The 25,704-nt window shown below is 47.7% G+C and carries 18 protein-coding genes; 3 read left to right on the plus strand and 15 right to left on the minus strand.

Translation table 11 applies throughout. The features are described from left to right. Positions 1-58: 58 nt before the first annotated feature. Positions 59-2,431, minus strand: coding sequence for an Ig-like domain-containing protein (locus BK126_RS23215; RefSeq protein ID WP_076314900.1), 2,373 nt, complete (start codon positions 2,429-2,431; stop codon positions 59-61). Positions 2,432-2,654: 223 nt separating this feature from the next. Here BK126_RS23215 and BK126_RS23220 point away from each other — a divergent pair, with 223 nt between their 5' ends. Beyond that, complete coding sequence (locus BK126_RS23220) at positions 2,655-3,248, plus strand: class I SAM-dependent methyltransferase (RefSeq protein ID WP_076314901.1); 594 nt, start codon at positions 2,655-2,657, stop codon at positions 3,246-3,248. A 339-nt stretch (positions 3,249-3,587) separates the two neighbouring features. Here BK126_RS23220 and BK126_RS23225 read toward each other — a convergent pair whose 3' ends face one another. Both BK126_RS23225 and BK126_RS30150 read right to left on the minus strand, forming a co-directional pair. Further along, on the minus strand, positions 3,588-5,564 hold the full coding sequence (locus BK126_RS23225) for a heparinase II/III family protein (RefSeq protein ID WP_076314902.1): 1,977 nt from the start codon (positions 5,562-5,564) through the stop codon (positions 3,588-3,590). A gap of 226 nt (positions 5,565-5,790) precedes the next feature. Continuing rightward, positions 5,791-5,871 carry a putative holin-like toxin gene (locus BK126_RS30150; RefSeq protein ID WP_305954055.1) on the minus strand — a complete coding sequence of 27 codons (81 nt, stop codon included), beginning with the start codon at positions 5,869-5,871 and terminating at the stop codon, positions 5,791-5,793. Positions 5,872-6,125: 254 nt separating this feature from the next. Between BK126_RS30150 and BK126_RS23230 the strand changes: the two genes are divergently transcribed. Both BK126_RS23230 and BK126_RS23235 read left to right on the plus strand, forming a co-directional pair. Continuing rightward, positions 6,126-7,196: a DUF4362 domain-containing protein gene (locus tag BK126_RS23230; RefSeq protein WP_076314903.1), complete on the plus strand. Its 1,071-nt coding sequence runs from the start codon at positions 6,126-6,128 to the stop codon at positions 7,194-7,196. A 124-nt stretch (positions 7,197-7,320) separates the two neighbouring features. Next, positions 7,321-8,214, plus strand: coding sequence for a helix-turn-helix domain-containing protein (locus BK126_RS23235; RefSeq protein ID WP_076314904.1), 894 nt, complete (start codon positions 7,321-7,323; stop codon positions 8,212-8,214). A 52-nt stretch (positions 8,215-8,266) separates the two neighbouring features. Here BK126_RS23235 and lacZ read toward each other — a convergent pair whose 3' ends face one another. The 12 genes from lacZ to BK126_RS23295 all read right to left on the minus strand — a co-directional run bounded on the left by lacZ (position 8,267) and on the right by BK126_RS23295 (position 25,687). Continuing rightward, complete coding sequence (gene lacZ, locus BK126_RS23240; RefSeq protein WP_076314905.1) at positions 8,267-11,305, minus strand: beta-galactosidase, LacZ type; 3,039 nt, start codon at positions 11,303-11,305, stop codon at positions 8,267-8,269. Positions 11,306-11,436: 131 nt separating this feature from the next. Further along, complete coding sequence (locus BK126_RS23245) at positions 11,437-12,261, minus strand: carbohydrate ABC transporter permease (protein WP_177178773.1); 825 nt, start codon at positions 12,259-12,261, stop codon at positions 11,437-11,439. Then, on the minus strand, positions 12,258-13,151 hold the full coding sequence (locus BK126_RS23250; RefSeq protein WP_076314964.1) for a carbohydrate ABC transporter permease: 894 nt from the start codon (positions 13,149-13,151) through the stop codon (positions 12,258-12,260). The genes BK126_RS23245 and BK126_RS23250 overlap by 4 nt, the downstream gene beginning before the upstream one ends. A 176-nt stretch (positions 13,152-13,327) precedes the next feature. Then, positions 13,328-14,614 (minus strand): ABC transporter substrate-binding protein, encoded by a 1,287-nt coding sequence (locus tag BK126_RS23255; RefSeq protein WP_076314906.1) that lies wholly within the window; start codon positions 14,612-14,614, stop codon positions 13,328-13,330. A 256-nt stretch (positions 14,615-14,870) separates the two neighbouring features. Continuing rightward, the gene (locus BK126_RS23260; RefSeq protein ID WP_076314907.1) at positions 14,871-16,676 is read right to left on the minus strand and encodes a cache domain-containing sensor histidine kinase; all 1,806 of its coding nucleotides are present in this window, start codon (positions 16,674-16,676) and stop codon (positions 14,871-14,873) included. Positions 16,677-16,681: 5 nt separating this feature from the next. Then, positions 16,682-18,238 carry a response regulator transcription factor gene (locus BK126_RS23265; protein ID WP_076314908.1) on the minus strand — a complete coding sequence of 519 codons (1,557 nt, stop codon included), beginning with the start codon at positions 18,236-18,238 and terminating at the stop codon, positions 16,682-16,684. 337 nt (positions 18,239-18,575) lie between these two features. Beyond that, entirely contained in the window at positions 18,576-19,370 is a 795-nt protein-coding gene (locus BK126_RS23270) for an NAD-dependent epimerase/dehydratase family protein (protein WP_076314909.1), read from the minus strand. Between the two features lie 145 nt (positions 19,371-19,515). Beyond that, entirely contained in the window at positions 19,516-20,652 is a 1,137-nt protein-coding gene (locus BK126_RS23275; protein WP_076314910.1) for a DUF2087 domain-containing protein, read from the minus strand. A 221-nt stretch (positions 20,653-20,873) separates the two neighbouring features. Then, on the minus strand, positions 20,874-22,058 hold the full coding sequence (locus BK126_RS23280) for an anhydro-N-acetylmuramic acid kinase (protein WP_076314911.1): 1,185 nt from the start codon (positions 22,056-22,058) through the stop codon (positions 20,874-20,876). Beyond that, the gene (nagZ, locus tag BK126_RS23285; protein ID WP_076314965.1) at positions 22,055-23,731 is read right to left on the minus strand and encodes a beta-N-acetylhexosaminidase; all 1,677 of its coding nucleotides are present in this window, start codon (positions 23,729-23,731) and stop codon (positions 22,055-22,057) included. The genes BK126_RS23280 and nagZ overlap by 4 nt, the downstream gene beginning before the upstream one ends. Before the next feature lie 4 nt (positions 23,732-23,735). Then, positions 23,736-24,908, minus strand: a complete 1,173-nt coding sequence (locus tag BK126_RS23290; RefSeq protein ID WP_076314912.1) for an exo-beta-N-acetylmuramidase NamZ family protein — start codon at positions 24,906-24,908, stop codon at positions 23,736-23,738. A gap of 80 nt (positions 24,909-24,988) precedes the next feature. Further along, positions 24,989-25,687, minus strand: a complete 699-nt coding sequence (locus tag BK126_RS23295) for a hypothetical protein (protein WP_076314913.1) — start codon at positions 25,685-25,687, stop codon at positions 24,989-24,991. Positions 25,688-25,704: the final 17 nt, after the last annotated feature.

Below are 25,704 nucleotides of genomic sequence, written 5' to 3' on the forward strand. Positions count from 1 at the left end.
ATCACCGGCAGACGCCTCTTTTTTTATAATCCATTCATTTCATTGCAGATTCTATGAATTACTCCGTAACAATGACGCTGACCTTCGTCTTCTCTCCAGCAAAATCAACGGTAATTGTCGCTTTACCTTTACCTGTAGCCTTAACCACGCCATCCTTCACCGTAGCAACAGTGATGCGGGAGGATTTCCAGAGGGCAGGCTTGGACACATTAGCTTCTGTACCATCTGCATAAGTAGCCGTAGCGATGACGCTGGCAGATTTTCCTTTTTTCAGCTCCAGCACAACCTCATCGGTTTGCAAATACTTGAGTGTATCGACATCGAGCGGAATGCTGACCGATTTGGTTCCGTATTTGCCTGTGATTTTGGTCTTGCCATATCCTACAGCTGTTACTTCTCCCTTGCTGACCGACGCTACTTTGTAGCTGCTTGCCTTCCATTCAGCAATGTCAGTGACATCGCGGGAGGAACCATCGCTCAGGAATACCGTGAGCGTAATCTCCGCTTTGTCTCCTGACTTCATGGACAGAGATTCCACCGAAGCCTCAATCCGATCGATATCATCCACTTCTACCGATACCGTAATCTTCTGCTCGCCGTACTCTGCCGTAATCGTGGACTTGCCTTTGCTGTATGCCGTAACGAGTCCTTTCTTCACATCGGCAACGCGAGCGATGCTTGATTTCCATATTGCATCATTACTTACATCCTGTTCATTTCCATACTGATCAGACGCCGTCAGCTTGATTTGATAAGTTTCTTTGGACAATAGAGCAACAACAGGTACATCGGCGGACAAGCCGCTTGCCAGGCCTACTTCTACAGACATCGTGTACGACTTACCGTCATACTTTGCCGTAATGTTCGCCTTACCTGTTGCAACGCCTGTAATCAGCCCTTCAGACGAAACCGCAGCGACCTTCTCATTGCTGGAGCTCCATTCCGCTTCCTCATTGATGACAACCTCACGATTATCTCCATCAAGCGCATAAGTGGCGATCAAGTTCGCCTGCAGTGTACCCGCTTCAGGTAACGCGCCTTTCTTATTTTGAAGCTCTACCTTGGTCGGGATATCGACACTGATTGCAACTTGGACGGTTTTGCCGCCGTAAGAGGCCTTGATCGTTGCTTTTCCTGATTTATAAGCATGTACGTTACCTTTAGACACATAAACGATATCTGGTTCACTGGAAGTCCAGTCTGCCTTGCCTGTAACCTCTTCCGTTGTACCATCCAGGTAAGTTGCATTCAGCTTAAAAGCATGCGTGCCGCCTACCGTCATCCCCAGTTCTTCTTCCATGATATCCAGATATCTTGCCACTTCAACGTCTACCGGAATTTCGATGCTGCGATCTCCGTACTTGGCTGTAATTGTAGCTGAGCCAGAAGCATTGGCATATACTTTGCCATTAATGACATCAACTACTTTTTCATTACTGGATGTCCATGTCGCATGATTGGTAACAACCGTTTCCTTGTCGTCTGGATATACTGCCGTCAGGCTCAGATTGTCTGTATCTCCAATCTTCATAAACAGACTCGGCTTGTTCACGGTCAGCTTACGTGTCTTGTCGACATCTACTTCCAGCGTTGTTGTCTTGGTTCCATACTCCGCTGTAATCGTCGCTGTTCCAGCCTTGTAAGCAACCACTTTGCCCTGATAAGCATCTGCTACCTTCTCGTTGCTGGAGGACCATACGGCCTCTGTGGTTACATCCTTGGTTGATCCGTCCGGATAGGTAGCAATCAGCTCCACTGTCTGCTCTTCTGTTAGAAGCAGGGATAACTTAGCGTAATCTTTAACTTCAATGCGTCTTACAACTTCTACATTCACATCAAGCGACACACTTTGCTTGCCCAGCTTGGCTGTAATTGTTGCCGTACCCGCAGATAAGCCTCTTATGCTTCCGTTAATGACTGTAGCTACTTTGCCATCCGAGGACGACCATTCCGCCTTATTCGATACCGCTTCCGTAGTGTTGTCACTATAGATGGCTGTAAGCTCTATCTCCTCTGTGTCCCCGATGCGAAGATCCAGACTCTGTTTATCCTTTGTCAATGCCTTTACTTTCTTCGTTACTTTGACTTCAACTGCCTGGGATTCTCCTTCATAAGCAGCGACAATTGTCGCTGTTCCCTCTCCCTTGGCTGTGATCGTTCCGTTATATACCGAAGCGACTGTACTGTCTTCACTTGTCCAATCTGTATTCACCGTTACATTGCTCGACTTACCATCACTGTATACGGCTGTCGCCGTAAGCGTAATCGAATCTTCCATTTCCAGATTCACTGTGTTCGTCGATAGCACAAGTTTGCTTAGTTCAGCATCTGCAGCAGAGACGCTCTTCATGGAAGTCAGTCCTGTCGTTGATAGAATCAGGAGCAGTGCCATAAATACCGTGAACACTTTTGCATAGCTATGCTTTAACATGATTTCCCCCCAAATATAAATAAAAGTATTGTCTTCTCTTATGTCGGTCAGTGGTGAGCAATTAATTAGTTTTATAAGTCTTTTTTATGTGATGAAGTCACTTCAATCTCCCTATGTGAAGAGTGTGCCGCGAGGTGCAGACGGCTGGAGCATGGAATACGACAATACAAAGCATACCTGGGGCAATATGTCGCATACGTTACAGGAGAGGAGGGAAGTACATATGTCATTTGACTATATAGGATATTGGGAGAACACTTATAAGAACGGAGGCAACTCCGGAGCTGGTTCGTACGGGATGCTGGCTGAATTCAAGGCAGAGGTCATTAATCGAATCATTTCATTGCATAAGCTTACGCGCGTTATTGAATTCGGCTGTGGAGACGGCAACCAGCTGAGCTACATGGACTATAAAAAGTATCTCGGGCTGGACGTATCCGCCTCTTCCATTCAGATGTGCGCGAAACGATTCGCTTCCGATCCTTCCAAGAGCTTCATGTTATACAATCCAGGCTCGTTTCTCAATCAGGGGTTTATAGAAGCCGACCTTGCTGTATGTCTGGATGTGCTGTATCACATTACCAACGAAGAGGACTACATCAGCACGCTTCGAGATCTGCTCAGCGTATCGGCCGATTGGGTGATCATCTATACGCGAATCACGAATGCCCATTCTGCCTCGGGAGTAGAAACCATTCAGGATCGAAACATATTTGATTACTTGGCGGCATTCCCGGAGTACAAGGTAGAGGAGATCATTCCACAGCGTTATCCGGACTTATCCTCTGCTGATTTTTTGCTGCTGCGAAAGGCTTGAGCACTTTTGTTTTGAAAAAATTATAATTTTGTCTCTTTTTACTAACATTTGATGTGTATAATAGCTAATGATGCCATTATTAATTAAGGATCTTCATCCATCGCACGCAAATGAATAGGTAAAAGGAGTTTATTATGCTACAAAAGTTAGTGTTCTGGACCGTGGGCGCCGCTGTCATCATCAGCATCGTGGTGCTGTCCATTTATTTCAACAGCGGAATTGTTCCACAGGATACGATTCAATAGTACACAAGATCATTGGCCGCTGAAAAAGGCTGCGAGAGCATAGGTTTCTCTGCAGCCTTTTTTGATTTTATTTAATTATGCAGTTCTTCATTATTTATTGGAGGTCATGCTCTCCTGCCCGCATTTCAAATTCCAGCCTGCAATGTGTTTCAAGCTCTGCAGATGGAGCATTCCTATGTGCAAGGCAGGTCGTATAAAAAGTAAACGGATGTCCATCATGATCCACATGATCAGTAGAGTACATGGACACCTCCAGCAGCTCCGGATCATAGCTTAACTGAAGCACGGCCAGCGTCCCATACCAATACACTGTTCCTTTTTCCACAATTACCGGCTTAAAGCGGCTGATCAGCCGTTCCTCAAAATACTTCTCCTCGCCACTCCAGATGAACCGATCTGTCAGCTCTATCGTGACCGTGTCCTCGGCAGGAGGACAAATCCACTGGGCATAACGGGTATAGCGAGCAAGCCCTGCATCGGGATAGGCCTCTGTCAAATCCAGCTCTACCTCAAGCCCGAGCTCATTCGTTCTCTGCATGATGGTTCTGGCGCGATATTCATTACCGCTTCCTTGCATAACCCTGTTAATGACAGGAACATTGTGCCCGCCGGACGATATGTTAATGATCTGCTCTCTTCCTGCTTGAAAGTATGCCTGAGTATACATCCCTGCACCAAGGTCACACAGGATATTCTCTCCGCCTCCATGCATTATAAATTGACCCAGATCATTATGATTATGCGGCTCTCCGTTATGCCCGCCTTTGATGGCAAATCCATAGGCTAGAGGTCTCTTCTCATGCTCATGCTTATGCTTATGCTCATGCTCATTCTGATTCGCTCCCGATCGCTCAGCGCGGCAGATCCACCATCCGAGTTCGTTGAATACACTGACATTCGAATGAGAGGAATTATGCTCCTCCACCTTCATCGAGAGTTCCACGACCTGGGCCTCTTCTCCAGCTGTCCACAGTCCATTTCGCAGCACATGCGCCCATCGCCTCACGGGATCACTTAGCAATCCCGGTACAGCGTCATAAGGAACGACTCGCGATCCAGTCCGCTCCATTAGACGATGAAGGAGACCTGCGGGGAGCACCTCCTTCTCACCACTATCGGAGAAATTGACATACACACCTTGAGACAGGTGAATTCGCTCTGGGAAACCGGCTATATTGCGGGGGTGGGCTGATGCCAGCAAATCCAGCCCGCCATTCGTCCGCTCTCTCAGCATTTCCGAAAAATAAGTGTAGTACCCAAAGCCGTACACCCAATATCCCAGTCCCTCCGCACATCCCCCATCTGCTCCATAGCCGCTAAGAAAGGATTCAAGCGATGCACAGACCTGCTCAATGGCAGCTGCAAGCTCGTCTGCATCATCCATGAGTAAGAGTGCAGCCATCCCGCTCCCTCCTGCACATACAGCCGACCAGTTGTGATCGGCCCGCCTCCAGAAGAAGGGCTTATTCTGTATGAACACCGGTTCAAGTACCCGCTGCCGTACTTCTCTTCTGATGCGCTCTGCTATCCGGCGATCCAATACATCTTCATACATATATAACAGCTCAGCGAGTGTCTCCGCCGTCTCGGCAGCAAACAGATCCACCTCTGACACCGGATCGCTCTCTGCCGGAAGGTGGGCAGTCAAGCACCAGGTGTACTCTCCGCAGACATCCCAGAGAGCATCCTCCAGAGCAGCTAGATATGCCCGCTCTTCATCGCTGTTCGCTGCTACAGCTGCCTGAATTCCTAGAGCCGCAAGCCTTGCTCTGCGTTCAAAGTATACGTCCTCATAGCCTTTACGCGCGCCTGTCTCTGCAAACTGGCGGAAGTTAGAATAGGTGAGCGGAGGCAGCGGCTCCTGCATGGCGACCCGTGCCGTTTCGGCAATCTGCTGCCAGTACAGACTGAATTCAGGCCTATCTGTCGTCTCCTGCAGCTGTGCCTTCCAATCTGCTGTCCCTAGCAGGGAGGCCGGCTGTTTGTTGCTGTGGACCAAAGCCTCTCTGATCTGGCTGCTGTCAACGTTCAAGTATGGAGGCCTGTCGCCTGTCAGTTCAACATTCTTCATATCGATCCTTACCACCTTTGCATAGGATAGTATGTATTCGTTTACATTTTTTAATTGATATCGTCAATGAATTAAGACCTACAAAAGGGTTATAAAATGAGTTATACTGTGGTAAGAATAAGTAAGGAGCCGTGCTGGAACACGACTCCACTGTACAATAACTGCATAAAGAGCAGTCGGCCACACAGTTAGGTCGAGAATAGACCGTTACCCTGCCGAGGGCGGTCTATTTTTTCATGTAGGAAAGAAGCGCCAAAATGAACATACCAAACATGAACATTAAGGAAAGTGCATCTTTAACCTCCACGGGCATCACCTCCCTTCTGGGAGACTAGCCGACCGCCCTTCTAGCCGTATACTGTACTAGCAAATTATAGCATAAAAGGACAATTAAAAACCCAGATTTATACATAAATCAGATCATCTACCGTAACCTACTCAAAGAACAGCTCATCCACCATAAGGATCAGCTGTTCTTTAATTTTATGGAACTTTTTTTCATATGACAGAGTCCAATTTTAAGTATCCTGATAAGCAATTCAATGAAATGGGGTCTTTAATTTGAGAAAACAAACACGACTGCTCTTTATACTGCTGATGCTTACCGTATCCGGCTGTACTACGAATGCTGAGCTGGAACCACCTCAGCCTGAGATTCAGACACCGAAGGAATCACCTGCCGATCCGGAAGTCATCAACCTGCACGGACAAGTTACAGGGCTGTATTACCTTGATGAATTTTTGAATAAAGAACGCATTTCTCAAAAAATCGTATCCTACACAATTGAGGGAGATCCGATATATCGCACCATTACACATATGGAAGACGGTACAATTCAGGTGGTCTATGATCCAACCCAGGATACCTACGGTTCAAACGAAATCAGTACATTCAGCTGTAATGCCCTGCAAAAAACAGATACAAACGGATCCTTAGTCTATTCCCTCTCGCTGTGTGATAACGGAAATTTAAGTGAACCCATCATCCAGCTTGATTACCAGCTGGGCCATTTGGAATCACTGGACTTTCGGCTGGAATATGGCCTGAATCAAGGAAATGTGATCGATACAGAGAAGAAGCAGATTACAGCCAATTTAGAGAACGGAGAGTCTGTTACAGCGAGTGATGTTCATCTGAATATAAAGACCCGAACGCAAATCTATAAAGAAATGGTCAAGCATGGGGCATTTTCCGCGAGCAACGAGGGAACTACAACTTGCACCAAGACACCATTTGAGAGCTACAGCCTTATCGTAAAATTCAGGGATGAAACTTATCATCACGAATGGAATGGATGTGATAAGACACATCAGGATCTGACACGATTAGCTGAAAAAATCACTGGCCTGATCGATACCTACTACGAATCAAACATAACTTTGGGGAAGGTATCCATGCATAAGGCGTCTGAGCCACAACAAGCGGAACAACTGTCTCTAAGCACTGAAAAGAGTGAATACTTGCGCGGAGAAAGGGTGACCTATATCATTGCGAATCACTCTGAAGAGTACAATCTCACTTACAGACTAATTAAGAAAGTTACAATTTACGATCCAGAAGAACGTGAAAACAAGAGGAATCTTGCCATGATCAGCAATTCATTTCACCTAAAGCCGCTTAATTCCCTGTAAAGCCATAATCTAACAAACCAGCCTTCCTGATCGCAGAACTCGGGGAGGTTATTCAAGTTGGCAAAAAAAATCAAAAACGCTCCTTTTTGTTTTGCTATCCTTATAGACAAAGGAGGGCCTGACCTTGAGTACCCAGCACACCATTCAACAGAGCTTCGACTATATGGAAGCTCATTTGGAGGATCCACTGTCACTTGAGAGCATCGCTTCTCATGTTGGCTTCTCCCCCTATCACTTTCACCGTATGTTTCGGAGACAGGTTGGGATGAACGTCGCCGATTATTTACGAAGAAGACGGCTGTGTTACGCAGCCCAGCTGCTGCTATACTCCGATGCCTCCATTATCGATATTTCATTGCACTGTCATTTTGAGAGCCAGGAGTCATTTACAAGGGCTTTTAAGAAGCTCTACGGTATGCCGCCTGGCCGTTATCGCAAATTATTTATGCTTCACACCTATAACCGTGAACAAGGAGAGAATCCAATGAAGGAACAGATCGCTTCACCGATTAAGGGCTGGTTTATTAGCGGGAGTCACCCCCAGGACTATGAAATGGGCATCGACCGGAATACGGTACACCAAGGAAGCACCTCTGGTTATCTAAAAGCCCAGACTCCCATGGATGACGGCGCCTTCGCTACGATGATGCAGCAATTCAAGGCAGACAAATACAAAGGGAAACGAATGCGCTTCTCCGGATTTGTCAAAACCGAAAATGTAAAAGAATACTGCGGGCTGTGGATGCGTGTGGACAGCCACTCAGAGGATGTGCTCCAATTCGACAATATGAATGACCGCCGCATTACGGGAGATACACACTGGAATCATTATGCGATCGTACTCGATGTCCCTGAGGAGAGCGGCACCATCTCGTTCGGAGTCCTGCTTATGGGTGAAGGGAAAGTATGGGTCGACGGTTTTCAATTTGAGGAAGTCGATCTCAGTGTGCCAACCACGAGTCTAAAGCTTGACTACGCAATGAGTGACGAACCGACTAATCTTTCTTTTGAGGAGTAAAAAATAGGAGCCCTCCTGAGGTGGAGGGCTCCTTCTTGCGTTTATTTCTTATCTATCTTTTTCGAATCGTAAATTCAAAGGACAGATCCTGCGCAGGATCGATCAGATACTCATCCAGCACTGGCGCACCCCAGCTGTCATCACCGCCGACACCCATCTGGCGTCCCGCAATGGTCACGACTGTATGATGCACATTCGGCAGCTCGTAATGATGCGTCGCATTCTCCAGCTCGAATGCAGTGTATGGCGAAATGTTCGCCTCCACCGGCTGCGTATTCGGAGCCGTGATCTCGATTCCTTGTCCGAGCTCATTCGTAATCGCTACACGTCTTACACCCGTGCGGTTACCGGACTCCTGCGGTACCAAATAGGCAGCTACATTATCTTCGGCTCTGTTCTGGAAGCGTCCAAGTCTTGCTCCATAAGCACGGTCAATGTAATTCTCCTCTGGCCCCTGAGCATAATAGTCCAGATTCGCATAGTCGGCTGGCACTTTGAAGGACAATGCGAAGATCGGGAATTTAGGCAGGCCAGCTGCTCCTTTATAATCCGATTTCACTTTGATACTGCCATCTGCAAATACGGTGTATGCAACCTTGACGCTGACTTCATCCGATACACTGAGTCTATACGTATAGGCTACAGTCGCCTGATTCGCTTCCTCGCTCAGCTCCCACTTCACGCATCTGCGGGAGAGACTAGCTGCATACCAGGCAGAAGATTCGAAGTGGAGACCTGCTCCCTTGTCATTATCTGTCATCGCTCTCCAGAAGAGCGGCGCTGGCGGTGCGGAGATCATCTCGCGTCCTCCATAATTCACAGAGATCAGCGTACCTGCTTGCTTCGAGAACATGATCGAGAAGCTTCGGCCATGCACACCAATGTTCACGTCACCTTCAACTACACGGAATTCACTGCAAGCAGCAGGAGATGGAGCTGCTTCGGCTGCTTCGACTTGGAAGATATGCTGTCCAAAAGCCACTTCAAAGCCTGCTTCTGCCCACAGCTCTTCTTCTCTCAGCACAAGCGATACATCTACCGTATATTCCCCTGCTTCTGTATGCTCCGGCAGATCAAGACTTATATATTGCTCTTCGCCAGGAGCAACGGATACGCTCTCTTCACTGCGGAACAGCTCCACGCCTTCCCGCTTCAAGCTGCATACGAGGTCAAACTGATCTGTGTTCACAAACAGATTCTCGTTCTTTACCGTGACACCCTTCGCGTCCGGCAGCAGCTTCACGTTCTGATACACGAATTTCACTTCCTGCATCTTCGGCGACCATCTGCGATCCGCATAGACAATCCCGTTACCCGAGAAGTTATAGTCGGTTGAACGGTCATCGAAGTCACCACCGTATGCCATGAATTCCTTGCCGTAGCGGTCTTTCTTTACAATGACCTGATCCATGTAATCCCAGATAAATCCGCCTTGGTACATCGGGTACTTCTCTTCCAGCTCGGTGTATTTTACAATGCCGCCAACGGAGTTCCCCATCGCATGCATATATTCACAGCTGATATACGGCTTCTGCGGATCGGCATTCAAGTACTCTTCGATATCCGCCACTTTCGCATACATCCGGCTCTCCATATCACTCGCTGCATCATAATCCCGATTGTGGAATACACCCTCGTAATGAACGAGACGTGAAGGATCGCGGTCGCGGAAATAATTCGAGACGTTAACGATAACTTCGCCTGCATAAGATTCGTTGCCGCACGACCAGATCAGGATGGACGGATGATTCTTGTCCCGCTCTACCATCGACACGGCCCGATCCATAACGATATCCTGCCACTCCGGAAGATTGCCCGGAACGTTCCAGGACGGCTCAACTGCACCCATCTTCTGCCACGAGCCATGCGTCTCCAGATTCATTTCATCAATAACGTACACACCATATTCATCACACAGCTCGTACCATAGCGACGCATTCGGATAATGAGAAGTACGGACGGCGTTCATATTCCCCTGCTTCAGCGTCTTAATATCCCAGAGCATATCTTCCTTCGTAATGCTGCGTCCTCTGTGCGGATTGAATTCGTGACGGTTTACGCCCTTGAATACAATACGTTTGCCATTCAGATGCATCACTTTATCCTTCATCTCGAACTTGCGGAAGCCGACACGCTGAGGTACAACTTCCACCAGCTCACCTGTCGCATCATAGACCGAGATGTACATCGTATAGAGATTCGGTGCCTCTGCACTCCATAGCTCAACCATGCCTGCATTCAGCGTCAGGCTTAAGGATTGCCCCGGTGAACTCACATCGCCGAGAGCCGTAACCTGACCTGCTTCATTCTTCAGCTCTACGGCTACCTTGGATGCGGGAGCTCCGCTTAGCTTCACATCGACGGTTAGCGTTCCCTGCTCATAACGCTCATCCAGATCCGTATGAACAAACAGGTCCTGAACATGAACCTCTGGTACAGCGTACAAGTACACATCCCGGAAAATACCCGAGAAGCGCCAGAAGTCCTGATCCTCCAGCCAGCTGCCTGTACTGCGCTGATACACTTCAACCGCAAGCTTGTTCTCTCCGTCCGTAAGATAAGGCGTCAGATCAAATTCACTGGGAGTGAAGCTGTCTTCACTGTAACCGACAAATTCACCGTTCAGCCACACATAGAAAGCGGATTCAACCCCTTGAAAAGAGATAAATACAGGGCGCTTTCCCCACTCCTTAGGCACTTCAAAATATTTCACATAGCTTCCCACCGGATTATGCTCCTCCGAGATCATCGGCGGACGAAGATGCTCATGTCCATCCCACGGATACATCGTATTGACATATTGGGGCTTCCCGTATCCCTGCAGCTGGATATGTCCTGGCACCTCAATAGCATCCCAGCCTCTTACAGAGACTTCGGTCTTATAAAAATCAGCCTGTCGCTGTGCCGGATTGACAGCATAGCTAAATTTCCAGCTGCCGTTCAGGCTATGGCGGAGCGGCATCTCCAAGCGCTGCTTCGCTTCCTCCAGCGTTTCATAATAATAGTGATCGGAGTGAGCCGGCACCCGATTCACCGAAAATACGTTTACGTCAGACAGCCAGGCAAGGCTCGGTTTCTGTTGATGCGTCATTCGTATGATTCCTCCTGTCATAAAATGAAGAGGACTGCTGATATTCCAAGATTGTACTCTTCGAGTATGCAGACAGTCCTTCTTCCGTTTCATCCTTGCATAAGGGATATATGATAATCCTCATTTAATAATTATTTAACGGACCCCGTCATTCCTGCAACAAAATGCTTTTGCATCAAGAAGAATACGATGGCCGTCGGCAATGTTGTAATAACAATTGCGGACATGATCAAGCCGTAGTCCGGAGCATACCCCGATCCGAGATTCGAGATCAGTAGCGGCACTGTCATATTTTCCGGTGATTGAAGCACGATGAGCGGCCACAGGTAGTTGTTCCAGCTGTTCAGGAACGTAATGATCGCTGCTGCTGCATACGTGGATTTCATCGTCGGCATATACACTCGGAAGAACAATCCAAGCTCTGTTAATCCATCCATACGCCCTGCTTCGAGCAGATCCTTCGGAAACATCTTCGTGCTCTGACGGAAGAAGAAGATCAGGAACGCCGTTGTAAAGGTTGGCAGGATAACAGCTGCCGCTGAGTCGATACCGAAGAATGGTGCTACGTTGGATACCTTCGCAAACATTTGATACAAAGGCACCATTATTGCGGCAAACGGAATCATCATGGACGCAAGCAGGATGTTAAATACGACATCCTTGGCTTTGCTGCGGTAAACCTCAAATCCATAACCGGCTGCCGATGCAACGAGCAAGGACAGAATGGTTGTGATGATGGAGATTTTGGCCGAATTCCAGAGCGCCTGCCACATATCTACGCTGTTGAATAAGTTCGTAACGTTCTCTATAAGATGGGACCCCGGCAGCAATGTTCCCTTCGTAACATCCACGGACTGGTTCGTTGCGCTTACGATCATCCATATGAACGGGAAGATAGAAACGAGGGTGGCGATAATAAGGAACAGGTACGTAAAAAAGCGTTTCGGCTTGATCATTTTTTATCGCCTCCAATCTTGTTCTGAATGATAGTAAGCAGTACAACCATAACCACGATGGAGTAGGATACTGTTGCTGCATAGCCGAAGTCCGGCGTGTATTCAAAGGATAGGTTATAAATATATTGCGAGATGGACATGGTCGAGTTACCCGGTCCGCCCTTCGTGATATTGACGACCTCATCAAACAATTGAAGTGTACCAATCGTAGAGGTAATCCCTGTGAACAGGATCATCGGTTTGAGCAGCGGAATCGTAATTTTGAAGAACTGGGTGAACGCATTCGCCCCATCAATTCGCGCAGCCTCATACACGGATTTGTCGATGTTTTGCAGGGAAGATAAGTAAAAGATCATGTTATAGCCTGTAAAGCGCCATGTAATGGCGATAATAATCGTTACCTTTGCCCAAAACGGGTCTGTAATCCATTGAATCGGCTCAGAGATCAGATGGAAGTTCATCAGCATCTTGTTGACGATCCCGTCTGCACCAAACATGTATTTAAATACAACCGAGTAAGCAACGAGAGAAGTTACTGTCGGCAGGAAGATTGCTGTTCTGAAAAAACCTTTGAATTTCAAATTCTCATCATTCAACAAGACGGCGATAAAGATCGCCAGTACGAGCATGACTGGAACCTGAATAATCAAGTAAATAAACGTATTTTTTACCGCTGTAATGAAGTTAGCATCACTGAACAACCGGATGTAGTTGTCGAATCCGACAAAATCCAGATTCATTCCCCGGCCGGATTTAAACGACAGGATCAACGCCTGAATCATCGGATAGAAATAGAAAATACTGATTGCCAGAACCGGTATCAATATAAAGAACCAGCCCGCTAAATTCGTGCGATTGTGACTGACTAAACTTTTGCGGCCTGAGGTCAACTTCGCAGGTTTCACGCCACTCCACTTCCTTCCATAACTAAGCTTCTATTTATCTAGGCTATCTTATCTGTTCTTTAGAAAACCCTTGCCCCTTCTCCTCTAAAGAGCAATCCTCTTAAGAAGCAGCGTAAAGAGCAAGGGTTTGTTGTTATTCCAGCTTTGTGAAAATTTTTAGATTAACGAATTTGCGTTTCTGCTTGAGTCTGAGCATCCGCTAGAACGGCATCCAGATCCTGTCCGCCAAGGTAGCTCTGCATCGCGACAACCAAAATGTCTTCAATTGCATACGTGTTCAGACCATAGTTCACATTCGGAATTTGTTCTGTCCAAGCTGCAAAATCGGATACGACTTTTTGATTCTGGAAGAATTCATCTTCCGCTTTGTATGCTTCACCTTCTGCAGCGGCTTTAAGTGTACCGATAACGCCTACATCTGTGTTCAAGGTTTGATACAGATCCACATCAGATCCAAAAGTTTGCTTCAAGAATTCTGCTGCTGCTTCTTTGCCATCGACATTCATGACATACCAGGAGCTTCCTCCAAGGTTAGATGCATGAACAGATCCTTCAACACCAGGAAGCGTAGGAAGTGGAGCTACTGCCCATTGACCGGACTGAGATGCCTCGGCTTTGATGGATGGTGTAATCCAGTTACCTGTAGGCACAGATGCAACTTCTCCACTATTCATTCCACCAACAAATTGGCTCCAGTCTGAAATAACTTTGACGATACCGGAATCCATCAATTCTTTATAAGTCTCAAATGCCGTCTTCATAGCAGCGTTATCAGCAATCGCTGGAGTTGAACCGTCTTCAGCGGTATACCAGCTGCCTGCAGATTGGATCATCATACGAATGATGCCCAGATCATTAGGGTCTTGAGTCAGCATCGCTTTGCCTGTCTTCTCTTTCACATCTTTACCGATCTCAATGTACTGCTTCCAGTCGATATCCTGCAGATCCTCCAGCTTATAGCCTGCCTGCTCCAGATAGTCGGTTCTGACATACATACCGGTTACACCCGAGTCAAACGGTACGCCATATTGCTTGCCGTCCACACTTGTTGGACCGATCTTATAATCTGCAAAGTCCTCTGCATTGATCACATCGGTCAATTCATAGAAAGCATCCGGGTAGGATTGAAGGAAGCTCTGTGCTCTATAGTCTTCAATCAATACAATGTTTGGAAGTCCTTTTGTCGATCCAGAGTTAAGTCCCGTGTTCAGCTTCTGTACAATGTCATTCTGTGCATTTTCAACGATGTTGACTGTCAAGTCCGGATTAACCTCAGCATAAGCTTCTTTTGCTTTATTCATTGCCGCAATATTGAATGCCGGGTCCCAAGCCCAAACGGTAATTTCATTCGTTTCTGCGCTTTGGCCTGAGTCGGATTCTCCTCCTCCACCGCCACAAGCGGTCAGCAGCACTGCACTTGCCAGCATAACAGACAATAATTTTTTCAAAATCATAACCTCCTCAAGGCTTGTAAATGAAAACTGAAAAACAAAAGATGGAAGCGTTTACTCTTGCTATGCTCCCATCTTATCACTCTTGTATGCGTTTTCTTTAGAACTATCTTTGCAAGCTTTTGTTCTTTTATTGGGTGTTGGCAAGAGTACAAGAGTGGCTGTCAGGTAATATATTTAGCTTTTTGCAATATTTTTATGACAGCTTGTACTCATTTCTTGTGGTTTGGGATTTTTTTCATGATTTTAAGTATCAAGAGGAAATAAGCGGCAGACTAATTCTCACCTTGGTTCCTTCCCCGAGCTTGCTTGTAATTTGGACCCCATAGTCTTCTCCGTACATAATTTTGATCCGCTCATCCACATTTTTAATCCCAATGCCAGAGAACAGCTTGCGATTCCGCTTGGTCTGCGGGAGCTTGGTCTCTGGAAGCCCGCTTCCATCCTCACGGACTGGACGCTCCCGAACAGATCCCATTTCCATTCCGTCCCCATTATCCACGACCTCACAGATCAGCTGTTCATGCTGACTGGATATCATAATGAGGATGCTTCCTTCCCCTTTGTGATTAAAAGCATGAAAGAATGCATTCTCGATAAAAGGCTGAATAATGAGCTTAGGCACCTCGTAATCCATGACATCCGGCTCGATAAAATAGTTCACGCGAATTTTGTCTCCGTAGCGAACATGGTTAATATACACATAGTTTTTCAGTGTCTCGATTTCCTGCCTCACCGGAATGGTGGATTCCACGTCGCTTACCGTATTTTGCAGCAGCGTAATTAAAGAGTTAATCGTCTCTGCTGCCCGTTCACGGTCTCCCTGCTGAACCAGAAATTTAATGGACGCGAGCGTGTTGTATAGAAAATGAGGATTAATCTGCATCTGCAGCGCCGCGAGCTCGGCATTACGCTGCTGCTTCTCAGTCTGAACAAGTCTGTCCACATAGTCATTCAGCTCGTCCAGCATAAAATTGAACGCATTTCCGAGCTCCCGCGCCTCCAGGCTGCTGGTCGAGACATCAACATAATTGCTGAAGCCCTTCGTCGGGATACCCGACATTTGATGGATCAGCCCTCGCAGAGATCTTGTCATTTTTCTAGTCATAAAATACACGATAATGAGGGATATGCCCACAATACCCAGGGTGGTCAGTGTTAACGCTCTTACATTAACCATCTGTCCGATGGCAGCATCCTTATCGATCAGATTGACGAGATAGAAATCGAACTCAGGTAAGTATTCGGAGAATAAGATGCGGTCATCACCCAGCAGATCGGCGTTCTTACCTAGCTCCCCACTGCGCTGGTCGGCAACGACTTTGGTCAGCAGTGCCTTATCCGTCATTCCAATCAGCTCCTGCTGATTGCTGGAGATCACTAATCCTTCATCGTTCATCAGGAGCACATCATTTCCATCACTTGTGAAGTTGGCATAGAAAGGCTTAAATATACTGTCTCTGATCATGACGTACATTGTTCCATAAATCTCATCCGAGCCATGATGATACAGCGCCTTGGAAGCAACCAGAACAGGCTCCTTCCATGTGCCGGACTGACTGTCATCATGGTAGAGCTGATATACAATCTTGTGAGGATCACGAATCGTTCTTTCTGTAATCGGATGATCTTCAAGCTCTGCTGCTGTCGCGGACCCATACCACGGATCTGTCGTATAGCTGCGTCCATTGGCGCCCAGTACCATAATACTGACTTCATAAGCGCTTAAGTTAGAGCTGATCGTCTTCATTCGCTGTGTCATATTGAATGTCTGCATTGCCAAAGACACTGAATCCGTATCTCCATTCGTCAAATAGTTACGTATCGTTCCGCTCTGACTAACTAAGTTCGTGGTGGTAGCCACGGCGCCGTTATAGGATTCAAGATTCGACTTCATCTGATTAAGCAGCTTCGTATTCGTAATGCTGAAAGTCTGCAGGAAGAGCTGCTCCGACATCCTTATCGTTATTGCCAGTGTGAGTACAGATACCGCAATAAGACTAATCAAGGTCACCAGGAACAGCTTGACAAACAAGCTTTGATTATTGAACATTTTCATGTGTCTCAATCCTCTTTTGCAAATTGCTCTCTGCGGTAGGTGCTTGGTGACAGACCCGTAAGCTTCTTGAACACTTTTGTGAAATAGCTCTGATCTGAGTACCCTACCTGTGCGCTGATTTCAGAGATGGACTCCTCTGTTGAAGTCAGCAGCTCCTTGGCTTTTTGAACACGGATCTTATTCAGATACTCGCTGAACCCCTCATTATTATGAGCTGAGAAATAACTCGACAAATAGGATGGGTTAAAATGAAATTGCTTCGCTACTTCAGTCAGCGTAATCGGCTCCCTGTAATGCTCCTGAATATAGCTCAGCAGCATCGCCATATTCGGATTTACCGCAGTGTTGGTTTCGCCGATTACCTTCTCGGCTTCATGAATGAAATCAACAATGCGCTGGATCGCATCCCGGGCATATGCTGCCTCATCAATTCTGCGGAAGAACTCATATTTGCTCTGCTCGAGCCGCTCTGTATCATATTTCAGCTTTCCGAGTGTATTTGTTACATTGAAAATAAAGTTGCCCAGATAGGCTTTGAATTCGAAAATATCCGTTCGATAATCCATGGATTTGAGATGAATGTGCTCCAGAAATCCGGCGAAACCTTTCTGAAACTGCTTCCGCTTCAGCTGCTCTGTCAGCTCTCCCATGTCGAGGTCTGCTGTCACCTGAGGCAAGTCCGGCAGATCCCCTACATAGATAAAATGCTTATCCGGCATATAGAAGGAATACCGTGCAAGCGACAAGAACTGATTCCGATACACCGCCCCTAACTGATAAAAATCCGTAAACCGCTCCGTCATGACCATATGGACGCCGGATTTTTGTTCCGGCGGCAAATGCCCTATTCCTCCTCTAACGTCCATAATGAGACTGTTCCAAATCTCAGAGTTCATGTTCAGTATATATAGGGCCTGGTCCTTCATATTCAAATGGATGCTTGCCGTATCAGCAATCTGTGAGATCATGGTCTCTACCATCTGAATCAAGCTGGACCTCACTTCCTGCACTGCGATGTGCTTCAAATCCATGCCTATAAGGACGTAGCTATCCCCTGGCAGGACAGAATTCAGCACTCCGGGTGGTAGCTCCGCTTCATAACCTGCGATCAGCTTCTCAGCCGCCTGTTCGATATATCTCTCCTCGGCAGGTTCTTCGAGTGCGGTTTCCTGTAATTCCGCAATCCGGGCTGCCGTTTTATTCAGAATACTGAGCAGATACTCGGCTTCCAGCTTTGGTTTTAATATATAATCCGCTACACCGCTCTGGAAGGTGGATCTAACGTATTCGAATTCACTAAAACTGCTGAGAACGATAACTTCCATCTTGGGATGCCGTTCCTTCACAATTTTCACGAATTTCTCACCATCCATGATGGGCATCACAATATCGGTCAGAATAATATGAGGTTTAACTTCCTCCACAAGATCAAGCGCCTCAAGTCCGTTCGCAGCCTCGCCGACAATTCGAAATCCGGCCTGTTCCCAGTTCATTAGATGCTTAATGCCCTGCCTTACCAGCATTTCGTCATCAACGATCATCACTTTGCATAGGGATTTCAAAATTTCATACCTCCTTTAAATACAAAAAAGCCCAGCTAATCCGCCAGGCGCCCGTTCTTTTGGGACACGTGTATCTTAGATCTGCAGAAAATGGTTATTGAAACGCTTCCGTGCATTTGTTTTATCTATTGTAAAGATGATATCGTACACAAACAAGCTTAAGTCACGAACGAATTGATTTCTATGTAGGCAAATAAAATAAGCTAAGATGATATTTCATGCAAATACCTTCTTAGCTTATACAGCTCATTTCTATCATATCGCTATACACTTGGTTTAATACTCGCACTGATGGGTTTTGAAATTTTAACAGACCGTTGTCAGACGCTGTCCACAACTAATGCGCCGCTCTCGTCATTCCTCCGCCCTGGTAATCTGTCTCATCTTCCTTAATCTGCACCCCTTTGCTTCTGGCTGCTTCAAGCAGGTCGGCAGCATCGTCCCGGGGCTTGTACCCGATCAGCGTTTCCAAATATCCGATATCATAATAATTATCGGTATTTGCCGAGGTGCCGTACAAGCATAGAAACTTATGCTCATCCGAGGCCTCAATGCATTTCTCAGCTAATTGCACCATATCCCGCTCCGAAATCCAAATGTGGGCAGCTCTTTCCGAATGCGGACGGTCATCACCTGGAAAATTGCCAATTCGAATGTTAATGGAGGATATCCCATGCCGATCTGCATACAATCTCCCGAGCAGCTCAATATAACACTTGCTTAATCCGTAGAAGCTGTCAGGCCGATAAGGGTCTGTTACCTCTACTTCTTCATCCACTTTATAGAAGCCGGTCGCATGGTTTGAGCTTGCAAAAATAATCCGTCTCACTCCTTGCTTGCGTGCCGCTTCGTACAAATGATAAGCCCCTGTTACATTGATGGGCAGCACTTTGCCCAGAAAATCTTCTTCATCCTTCGCCCATGCAATATGAAGCACGGTGTCCACACCTTTAGTCAGAGCAAGCAGCTGTTCCGCATTGGTAACATCCAGCGGTTTAATGCCCTGTTCCTCATTTGCATTCAGATCTGCGGCAATAATGTTATACGCCTCTGTTGCCTGTAACCCTTGGACAAGACAGCCTCCAATTCTTCCTGCCGCCCCTGTGATGAGTATATTCCGTCTATTCGTCATTCCTTTCTTCCACCCTTCGTAAGATTATTTCCCGGGATATAATGAGGAGTTCTGCTATACCCAGTATTAACCTAAAAACAAAAAACACATGCACCATAATTTCAATTGTACATGTGTTCTTGATGGGATTAATTCAAATACCTTATTACAAAGTGTTATAGCCGTTCGGTGCATAAGGCTGAAGCTTCTCAAGCCAGCTCGCCTCCAGCTTCTTCAGCGCATCCTTCGCATCGTAGAAGGGATTACCCTCCGGCACCTTCAGCTTCTCGAGCACTTCAATCTCGAAAGCACGCTCACCAAGCTCTGCCCACTCCTGCTGCAGCCCGCGATTACGGTGACTACCCATGTTCAGCATAAATTGCTGACCGTTGATAGATTTCAAATTCGGTGTGCTGGCGACGTAGAGCTTACCGTTCTGCTTATTGCGAATTTGGTAAACCCCTGCCTCGATCTTCACTTCTTTGGCCTGCTGCTGTAATTCCTCTCTCCGGTTCATCTTCTTATCCTCCGCTCCTACAGAATCAGCCAACACATAACGGCTTCCATCTTCTTCTCTGCTCAGAATTCCGTAATCCACCATATATCTGCGAATCGTCACATAATCCTCATATACTTGTTCGAGTATACGGTTGACCTCAGGCTCCGTGTACACGGCCCCGGGTACGAAGCGCTTAGCAAGCTCGTTCATTACAATGATGCGATGCTTCTCCTGCATGGAAAAGGTCTTAAGCGGCCCATCCACTCCATGAGGGAAGTATTTCTTAAGCACCTTGTCTTGTTCGGATGTGGTAATGCTGTACCTGTCATCATCGTGACCGGCACGTTTGCTGATCGGTGCCGCAAGCTCGGCAGGGCGATTCGGATCATGCTCATTCAGCAGCTCCATGACCGCGAGCAGCACCTTGGCCTGACGCTCCTTCTCCTTCAACACAAAACGATGATTGCGTATGGTTGATGTGGACCCTGTACCAAGCTCCTTCTGAATGTCAGCATCCTTCTTGCCTTCATAGAATTTCGCTAACAGCTTACGTTGTATATCCGAGAGTCCGCTCACACTCTTATCCAGAGATATCAAATATTCAAACACAGACCCATGCTCCTGCTCAATATGGATCTGAACATATCTGAATGCTTCATACAAGATACCATCAACTGGATAAATTACTCCCTTCTCAACCCGTTTGCCGCAGCATACACAGATGAACTCGAGATCGTGCTCCATATATCCACGCTTGATATCCACAAGCCCCGCATCATCCATATAAGCTTTATTCACTTCCATATCATTCGCACTCTCCATTACATTTTATATAGATATATTATTATTATGTTTGTTTATTGTCAAACAAATATGTATATTGTCTATTTTATATTATTTCATCCATGAATCGAGATTAAATCTGCAGCTCACTCCTCTTCGTACAGTCAGAATGATACGAACATCAAAAAAAAAGCAGGACCATGAGGGTAAACTCCCTTCATAATCCTGCTTATTCATCTGTTTCAGCCAAGCGCCAGCTTGCCCATTACAACCCGGCGGCCCGCTCCTGTAGCGGAAGGCACATTGTTTGGTATGCCGTGAATACATTCGTTACCGAGCAGTGCAAAGATCAGCGCTTCTTTTGCATCGTCATCTATTCCGAACGAGCTTGCCTTGGCAACGGTCCGGCCAGGAAGCAGTTCACTCAGCATAGATAGAAGCACCTCGTTATGTGCACCCCCGCCAGATATGATGATTTCGTCGATTTTGTATTCAGGGAATACCCAGCGTTTGTAGCTATCTGTAATAGATTTTGCTGTGAACCATGTTGCCGTAGCTACGATATCCGCTGAGGACAATCCACGTTCCCCTGCACCCGCTAAAAAGGCTGCCGCATATGCCGCCCCAAATTGTTCACGTCCAGTGGATTTAGGCGGCATTAGTGAGAAATAAGGATGCTGCATCATTTCACTCACCCATGCTTGATCCGGTGTTCCCTCAGCTGCCCATTTCCCATTCTCATCATAGGCAAGCTTTCCTCCGGACAATTCGAGCACAACTTGGTCGATAATCATGTTACCCGGCCCCGTATCATAAGCCGTTACTTGATCAGCTGTGCAGGCTGCAGGAAGAATCGTACAATTCCCGATCCCTCCGATGTTTTGTAAGATCCTCCCCCGCTGTGGATCACCGAATAGAATCAGATCTCCATAAGGAACCAGCGGAGCACCCTGCCCTCCGGCCGCCATATCGGCTGGTCTGAAATCACCCACAACCGGTCTTCCGGTTCGGGCTGCGATGACCGACAAATCCCCAAGCTGTAAGGTGGAGCGTGCAAGCGACCGTCCCGCATCTTCCTTCGGAATATGCCATACCGTCTGTCCGTGCGAGCTGATGAAGTCCACTTCATCCATAGCGATGCCTGCTTGATGGCATACAGCGTGAGCAGCAGCGGCAAATTGGTCCGCAAGCAGAAAATTCATAGAACAAATGTCTTCTACATTAGAATGTTCAATCGTACACAGCGCTTTGATCCGCTCTCTAAATTCTTCTTCATACGGGAGCTGTACATAGGCAAGCAGTCTGGATGCTGTGCTCAGTCCGCTCCCTTTAATTCGAACCAGCGCTGCATCCACACCATCCAGCGATGTGCCTGACATGAGCCCGATGACCAGACTCTCTGCTTGGAAGCCTGTAATGCGGATCATCGTGATGAGCTGCCTGCCGTCAGCTCATCACTAAGGGTGACGGGCAGCTTGCCCATGAACGGAATCAAACCAAGCAAGGCACTTGCCACGCTTCTCATGGCGATTGGCCTGCTCTCATAAGCCGCAATGTATACTTTAATATCGGGAAACGCCATAAGGTCATAGGGATTGCGTGTAGCGACCACCGCAAGCGGCTTGCCCGTAGCCTGCAGCTGTTTCACCAGCTCTGCTTGCTCAGAATAGAAGTGAGCATTATAGGTAGCGATCACAATTTGCTCAATATCCGGGCTTGCTGCTGCGGTGATGACCGATTCGCTCTGCTCAGCCACCTCTGCTGCCGCTATGCTAAGGTCTTCTACATGAATTCCCTGCTCGATCAGCGCAGCACCAAGACTCAGCTGATCCTTGATCTTCTCATCGGCAATGGTCATCGCTGAGGATGCCACTGTCACAGCAAGCACCTTCTTGCCAGACAGCGGAAGCATACCCGCATCATCACGAACGAGTGTCACGCTGCGTTCACTGATTCGGCGAGCGATATCTCCATGCTCTGCAAGCCCGACGCCCGCTGGCAAGCCGTTCGCGTCGATAACGGGTGCAGCCTGCACCTCCTCAGGGAAGCTGCCATCCTCCATCATGATGCCGCGCCGGATCTTCAGTGACAGCAAACGGCGGACTGACTCATCGATCCGCTCTTCAGTAAGCCTACCCGATAGCACAGCCTGTTCAATCGCTTGATATGCTCCAGTGAGCAGCTCATGGGTATGACTGATCAGCACCAGATCGGCTCCGGCTTCGAGCGCCATCACCGAAGCCTCCACGGTGCCGTAGGTATCGGCAATGGCATGCATCTCCATACAGTCGGTCATGATCATTCCCTCATAGCCCAGCTGATCTCTCAGCAGCCCTGTAAGTACAGAGGAAGACAGGGTTGCCGGCTTCTTCTCCGCTTCGAGCGCCGGAAAGTAGATGTGAGCAGACATAATAAAGTCCACTCCCTCTTCAATCGCCTTCACGAAAGGTGTCAGCTCCAGTCCTTTCATTCGCTCCAAGTCATGGGGAACCATCGGCAGATCCAGATGCGAGTCGGCTGCTGTATCGCCATGTCCAGGGAAATGCTTCGCACAAGCAGACACACCGGCATCCTGATATCCCCGAACCGCCTGAGCACCATACTCGGCCACCATCTGTGCCGACTCACCGAAGGAGCGAACCCCAATCACTGGATTAAGTGGATTGTTGTTTACATCCAGAACGGGTGCAAAATTCAAATTAATGCCGAGCGCACTTAATTCCTTGCCACTGGCCAGGGCCGCTTCATAGGCATCGTCACTTGCGCCTGCAGCTGCAATTGCCATATTACCAGGGAATAAGGTGATTCCATCCGCTATACGAGCCACCATTCCGCCTTCCTGATCAATGGATATCAGCAGCGGCAGCTGGCTGGCCTCCCTCGCAGTGGTTTGCAGCTGATGAGTAAGCTGAGCTACCTGTCCGGGACTCTCTACGTTCCGGGCAAAATAAATAATGCCCCCAACAGGATGCGCCTTGATAAATTTTGCAAGCGGCTCAGTCAACTCAGGACCCGGAAGTCCGCACAACAGCAGTTGACCGATTTTTTCCCGCAGACTTAAACGAGCAAGCAGTGCTTCTACATTGGAATTTGAATTCATATTCTCAGCTCCCATAGATCAGATAAGATGCTCTTCTCTCACGCCATTTCTCTTCATCCTGATGCCAATTCGCCATGATCTGCCGAAGTCCTTCTTCGTCCCGAACCCGTTCTCTAATTTCCCTTCCCCCCGTGAGGAGATCAATAAAATAACGGCCGCCGCCTGGAGGAGGCGGGGTCCATTCAAAGTGCTGAGGGTACGAGCGTGCAATTTCGTGCAGCAGCATCAGCCCTGTCTCTACTGCTATGAATTGGTCTCTATCCGTAATGAACAGCCGAACGCCCCCGCACAGTGCGCCTTGATGCTTGGAATATACCGGTGAAGCATATGCGGGATGAATATGGACACCCGGAAGCTGATGCACTTCCATTTGCCGTGCAATTCGTTCGCCGTCCATCCAAGGTGCCCCTATCCACTCAAAGGGTCTGGTCGTGCCTCGTCCTTCAGACACATTCGTCCCTTCAAACAAACAAGTCCCTGCATAGACCTCAGCCGTTTCGGGTGAGGGAATATTTGGTGACGGCATCATCCATGGCTGCCCCGTCTCGGCATAGGTCATGGATCGCCTCCAGCCTTCAAGCCTGACGACATCCAGCTCGCATCCGCTCCCCTCTTCCTTGTTCCGCATCAACGCAATCTCTCCAATCGTCATCCCATAGCGTATTGGCATATGCCAGGCACCCACAAAGGATTCATAGCCTTGCTGCAGTATGCCTCCTTCTACCTTCATTCCCCCCATTGGATTGATTCGATCAAGAACAAGTAGTGACTTTCCGCTGACAGCACAGGCATCCATCATATAAAAGAGAGTCGATAAATACGTATAGAAGCGCACCCCTGCATCCTGCATATCAAAAATAACCGTATCCACCTGTTCCAGCATTTCCGGCGTCGGTTTCTTCTGCTTGCCATACAGGCTGAATACGGGAATCCCTAGCACCGGATGCATCTCATCCTCGAACGGAACTCCTGCCTGACGCTCACCGTACAGCCCGTGTTCTCCCGCAAACAAGGCGGTCAGCCGGCTGTTCTCAAGCTGTGCACATACCTCGATCGTCGTCCTGAAATCAGCAGTTATGCCTGTAGGGTTCGTAACCAGCCCTATTCGTTTGCCTTCAAGAAATGGATGCGATAATTCGGATAACCGATCAGCTCCGGTAAGCACATTTGCCTTCATGCCAACCCCTCCCTTGGTTATAGAGAAGGCGCAGGATAACACTCCCTGCGCCTTCATTATTATTTTTGCAGCAAGCTTCTCTATTTAACAGAGCCTGCGGTTACCGCCTGTTCATTCCACTCATCTGCGGCAGGCTCTTCTTCCTCAATTAAATTAGCAGTCACCTTATGCATATAAATTCCCATCATTCCGTTAAACAGCACGAGGAAGCCGACTGCCGTCAGAGCGAGCAGCACAGTAAGACATACCGTCTGGAAGAAGGCGCCGACGGTGTACCCCGGATGTCTGAGGAGCAGCTTGACACTTTCCCCCATTGCCTTGAAGATCCCCATCTCCTTCTGCAGAACGAGCTGGAACGTATGGAATTGAGAGATCAATGCCATGATCACAAAATAAGTCTGGAACACAGCAATAATGGTATAGAGCATGCCGTCTTTGCCGCCGTAATACCACCAGGTGGACCAGAGAATGAATACGAGCAGTGATACGAACAGCCCCATGACAACCCCGGGGAAATATCCTTTTCGCACGCCGTCAGCCAAGTCCTTGAGCCCGTTTCTTCTGCTCTTACGCTCCATTTTATGATGGAACACATGCAGTACACCAAAGAACAGCGGCATATAAATGAAAGGAATGACAAACAAGGCAGCCGTTATGGGCAGCAGCAGTACCGTGGGAATGAGTATTAGTGAACTGAGTACACTGTACAAGGCAACGGGAATGATCTCCCGATAAATCTCCGCTCCCGTCTTGACCAACACCTCACTCAGCTTACGCATCGCATTTCACTCCTTGT

Source organism: Paenibacillus sp. FSL H7-0326, from assembly GCF_001955535.1.
Lineage (GTDB): Bacteria > Bacillota > Bacilli > Paenibacillales > Paenibacillaceae > Paenibacillus > Paenibacillus shunpengii.

What these genes read in the sequence shown, in the direction of transcription:
- BK126_RS23225 (WP_076314902.1), bottom strand. Translation starts at nt 5,564, where the DNA reads ATGAAGAATGTTGAACTGACAGGCGACAGGCCTCCATACTTGAACGTT.
- BK126_RS23280 (WP_076314911.1), bottom strand. Translation starts at nt 22,058, where the DNA reads ATGATCCGCATTACAGGCTTCCAAGCAGAGAGTCTGGTCATCGGGCTC.
- BK126_RS23260 (WP_076314907.1), bottom strand. Translation starts at nt 16,676, where the DNA reads ATGAAAATGTTCAATAATCAAAGCTTGTTTGTCAAGCTGTTCCTGGTG.
- BK126_RS23290 (WP_076314912.1), bottom strand. Translation starts at nt 24,908, where the DNA reads ATGAAGGCAAATGTGCTTACCGGAGCTGATCGGTTATCCGAATTATCG.
- lacZ (WP_076314905.1), bottom strand. Translation starts at nt 11,305, where the DNA reads ATGACGCATCAACAGAAACCGAGCCTTGCCTGGCTGTCTGACGTAAAC.
- BK126_RS23275 (WP_076314910.1), bottom strand. Translation starts at nt 20,652, where the DNA reads ATGGAAGTGAATAAAGCTTATATGGATGATGCGGGGCTTGTGGATATC.
- BK126_RS23295 (WP_076314913.1), bottom strand. Translation starts at nt 25,687, where the DNA reads ATGCGTAAGCTGAGTGAGGTGTTGGTCAAGACGGGAGCGGAGATTTAT.
- nagZ (WP_076314965.1), bottom strand. Translation starts at nt 23,731, where the DNA reads ATGAATTCAAATTCCAATGTAGAAGCACTGCTTGCTCGTTTAAGTCTG.
- BK126_RS23245 (WP_177178773.1), bottom strand. Translation starts at nt 12,261, where the DNA reads ATGATCAAGCCGAAACGCTTTTTTACGTACCTGTTCCTTATTATCGCC.
- BK126_RS23215 (WP_076314900.1), bottom strand. Translation starts at nt 2,431, where the DNA reads ATGTTAAAGCATAGCTATGCAAAAGTGTTCACGGTATTTATGGCACTG.
- BK126_RS23220 (WP_076314901.1), top strand. Translation starts at nt 2,655, where the DNA reads ATGTCATTTGACTATATAGGATATTGGGAGAACACTTATAAGAACGGA.
- BK126_RS23270 (WP_076314909.1), bottom strand. Translation starts at nt 19,370, where the DNA reads ATGACGAATAGACGGAATATACTCATCACAGGGGCGGCAGGAAGAATT.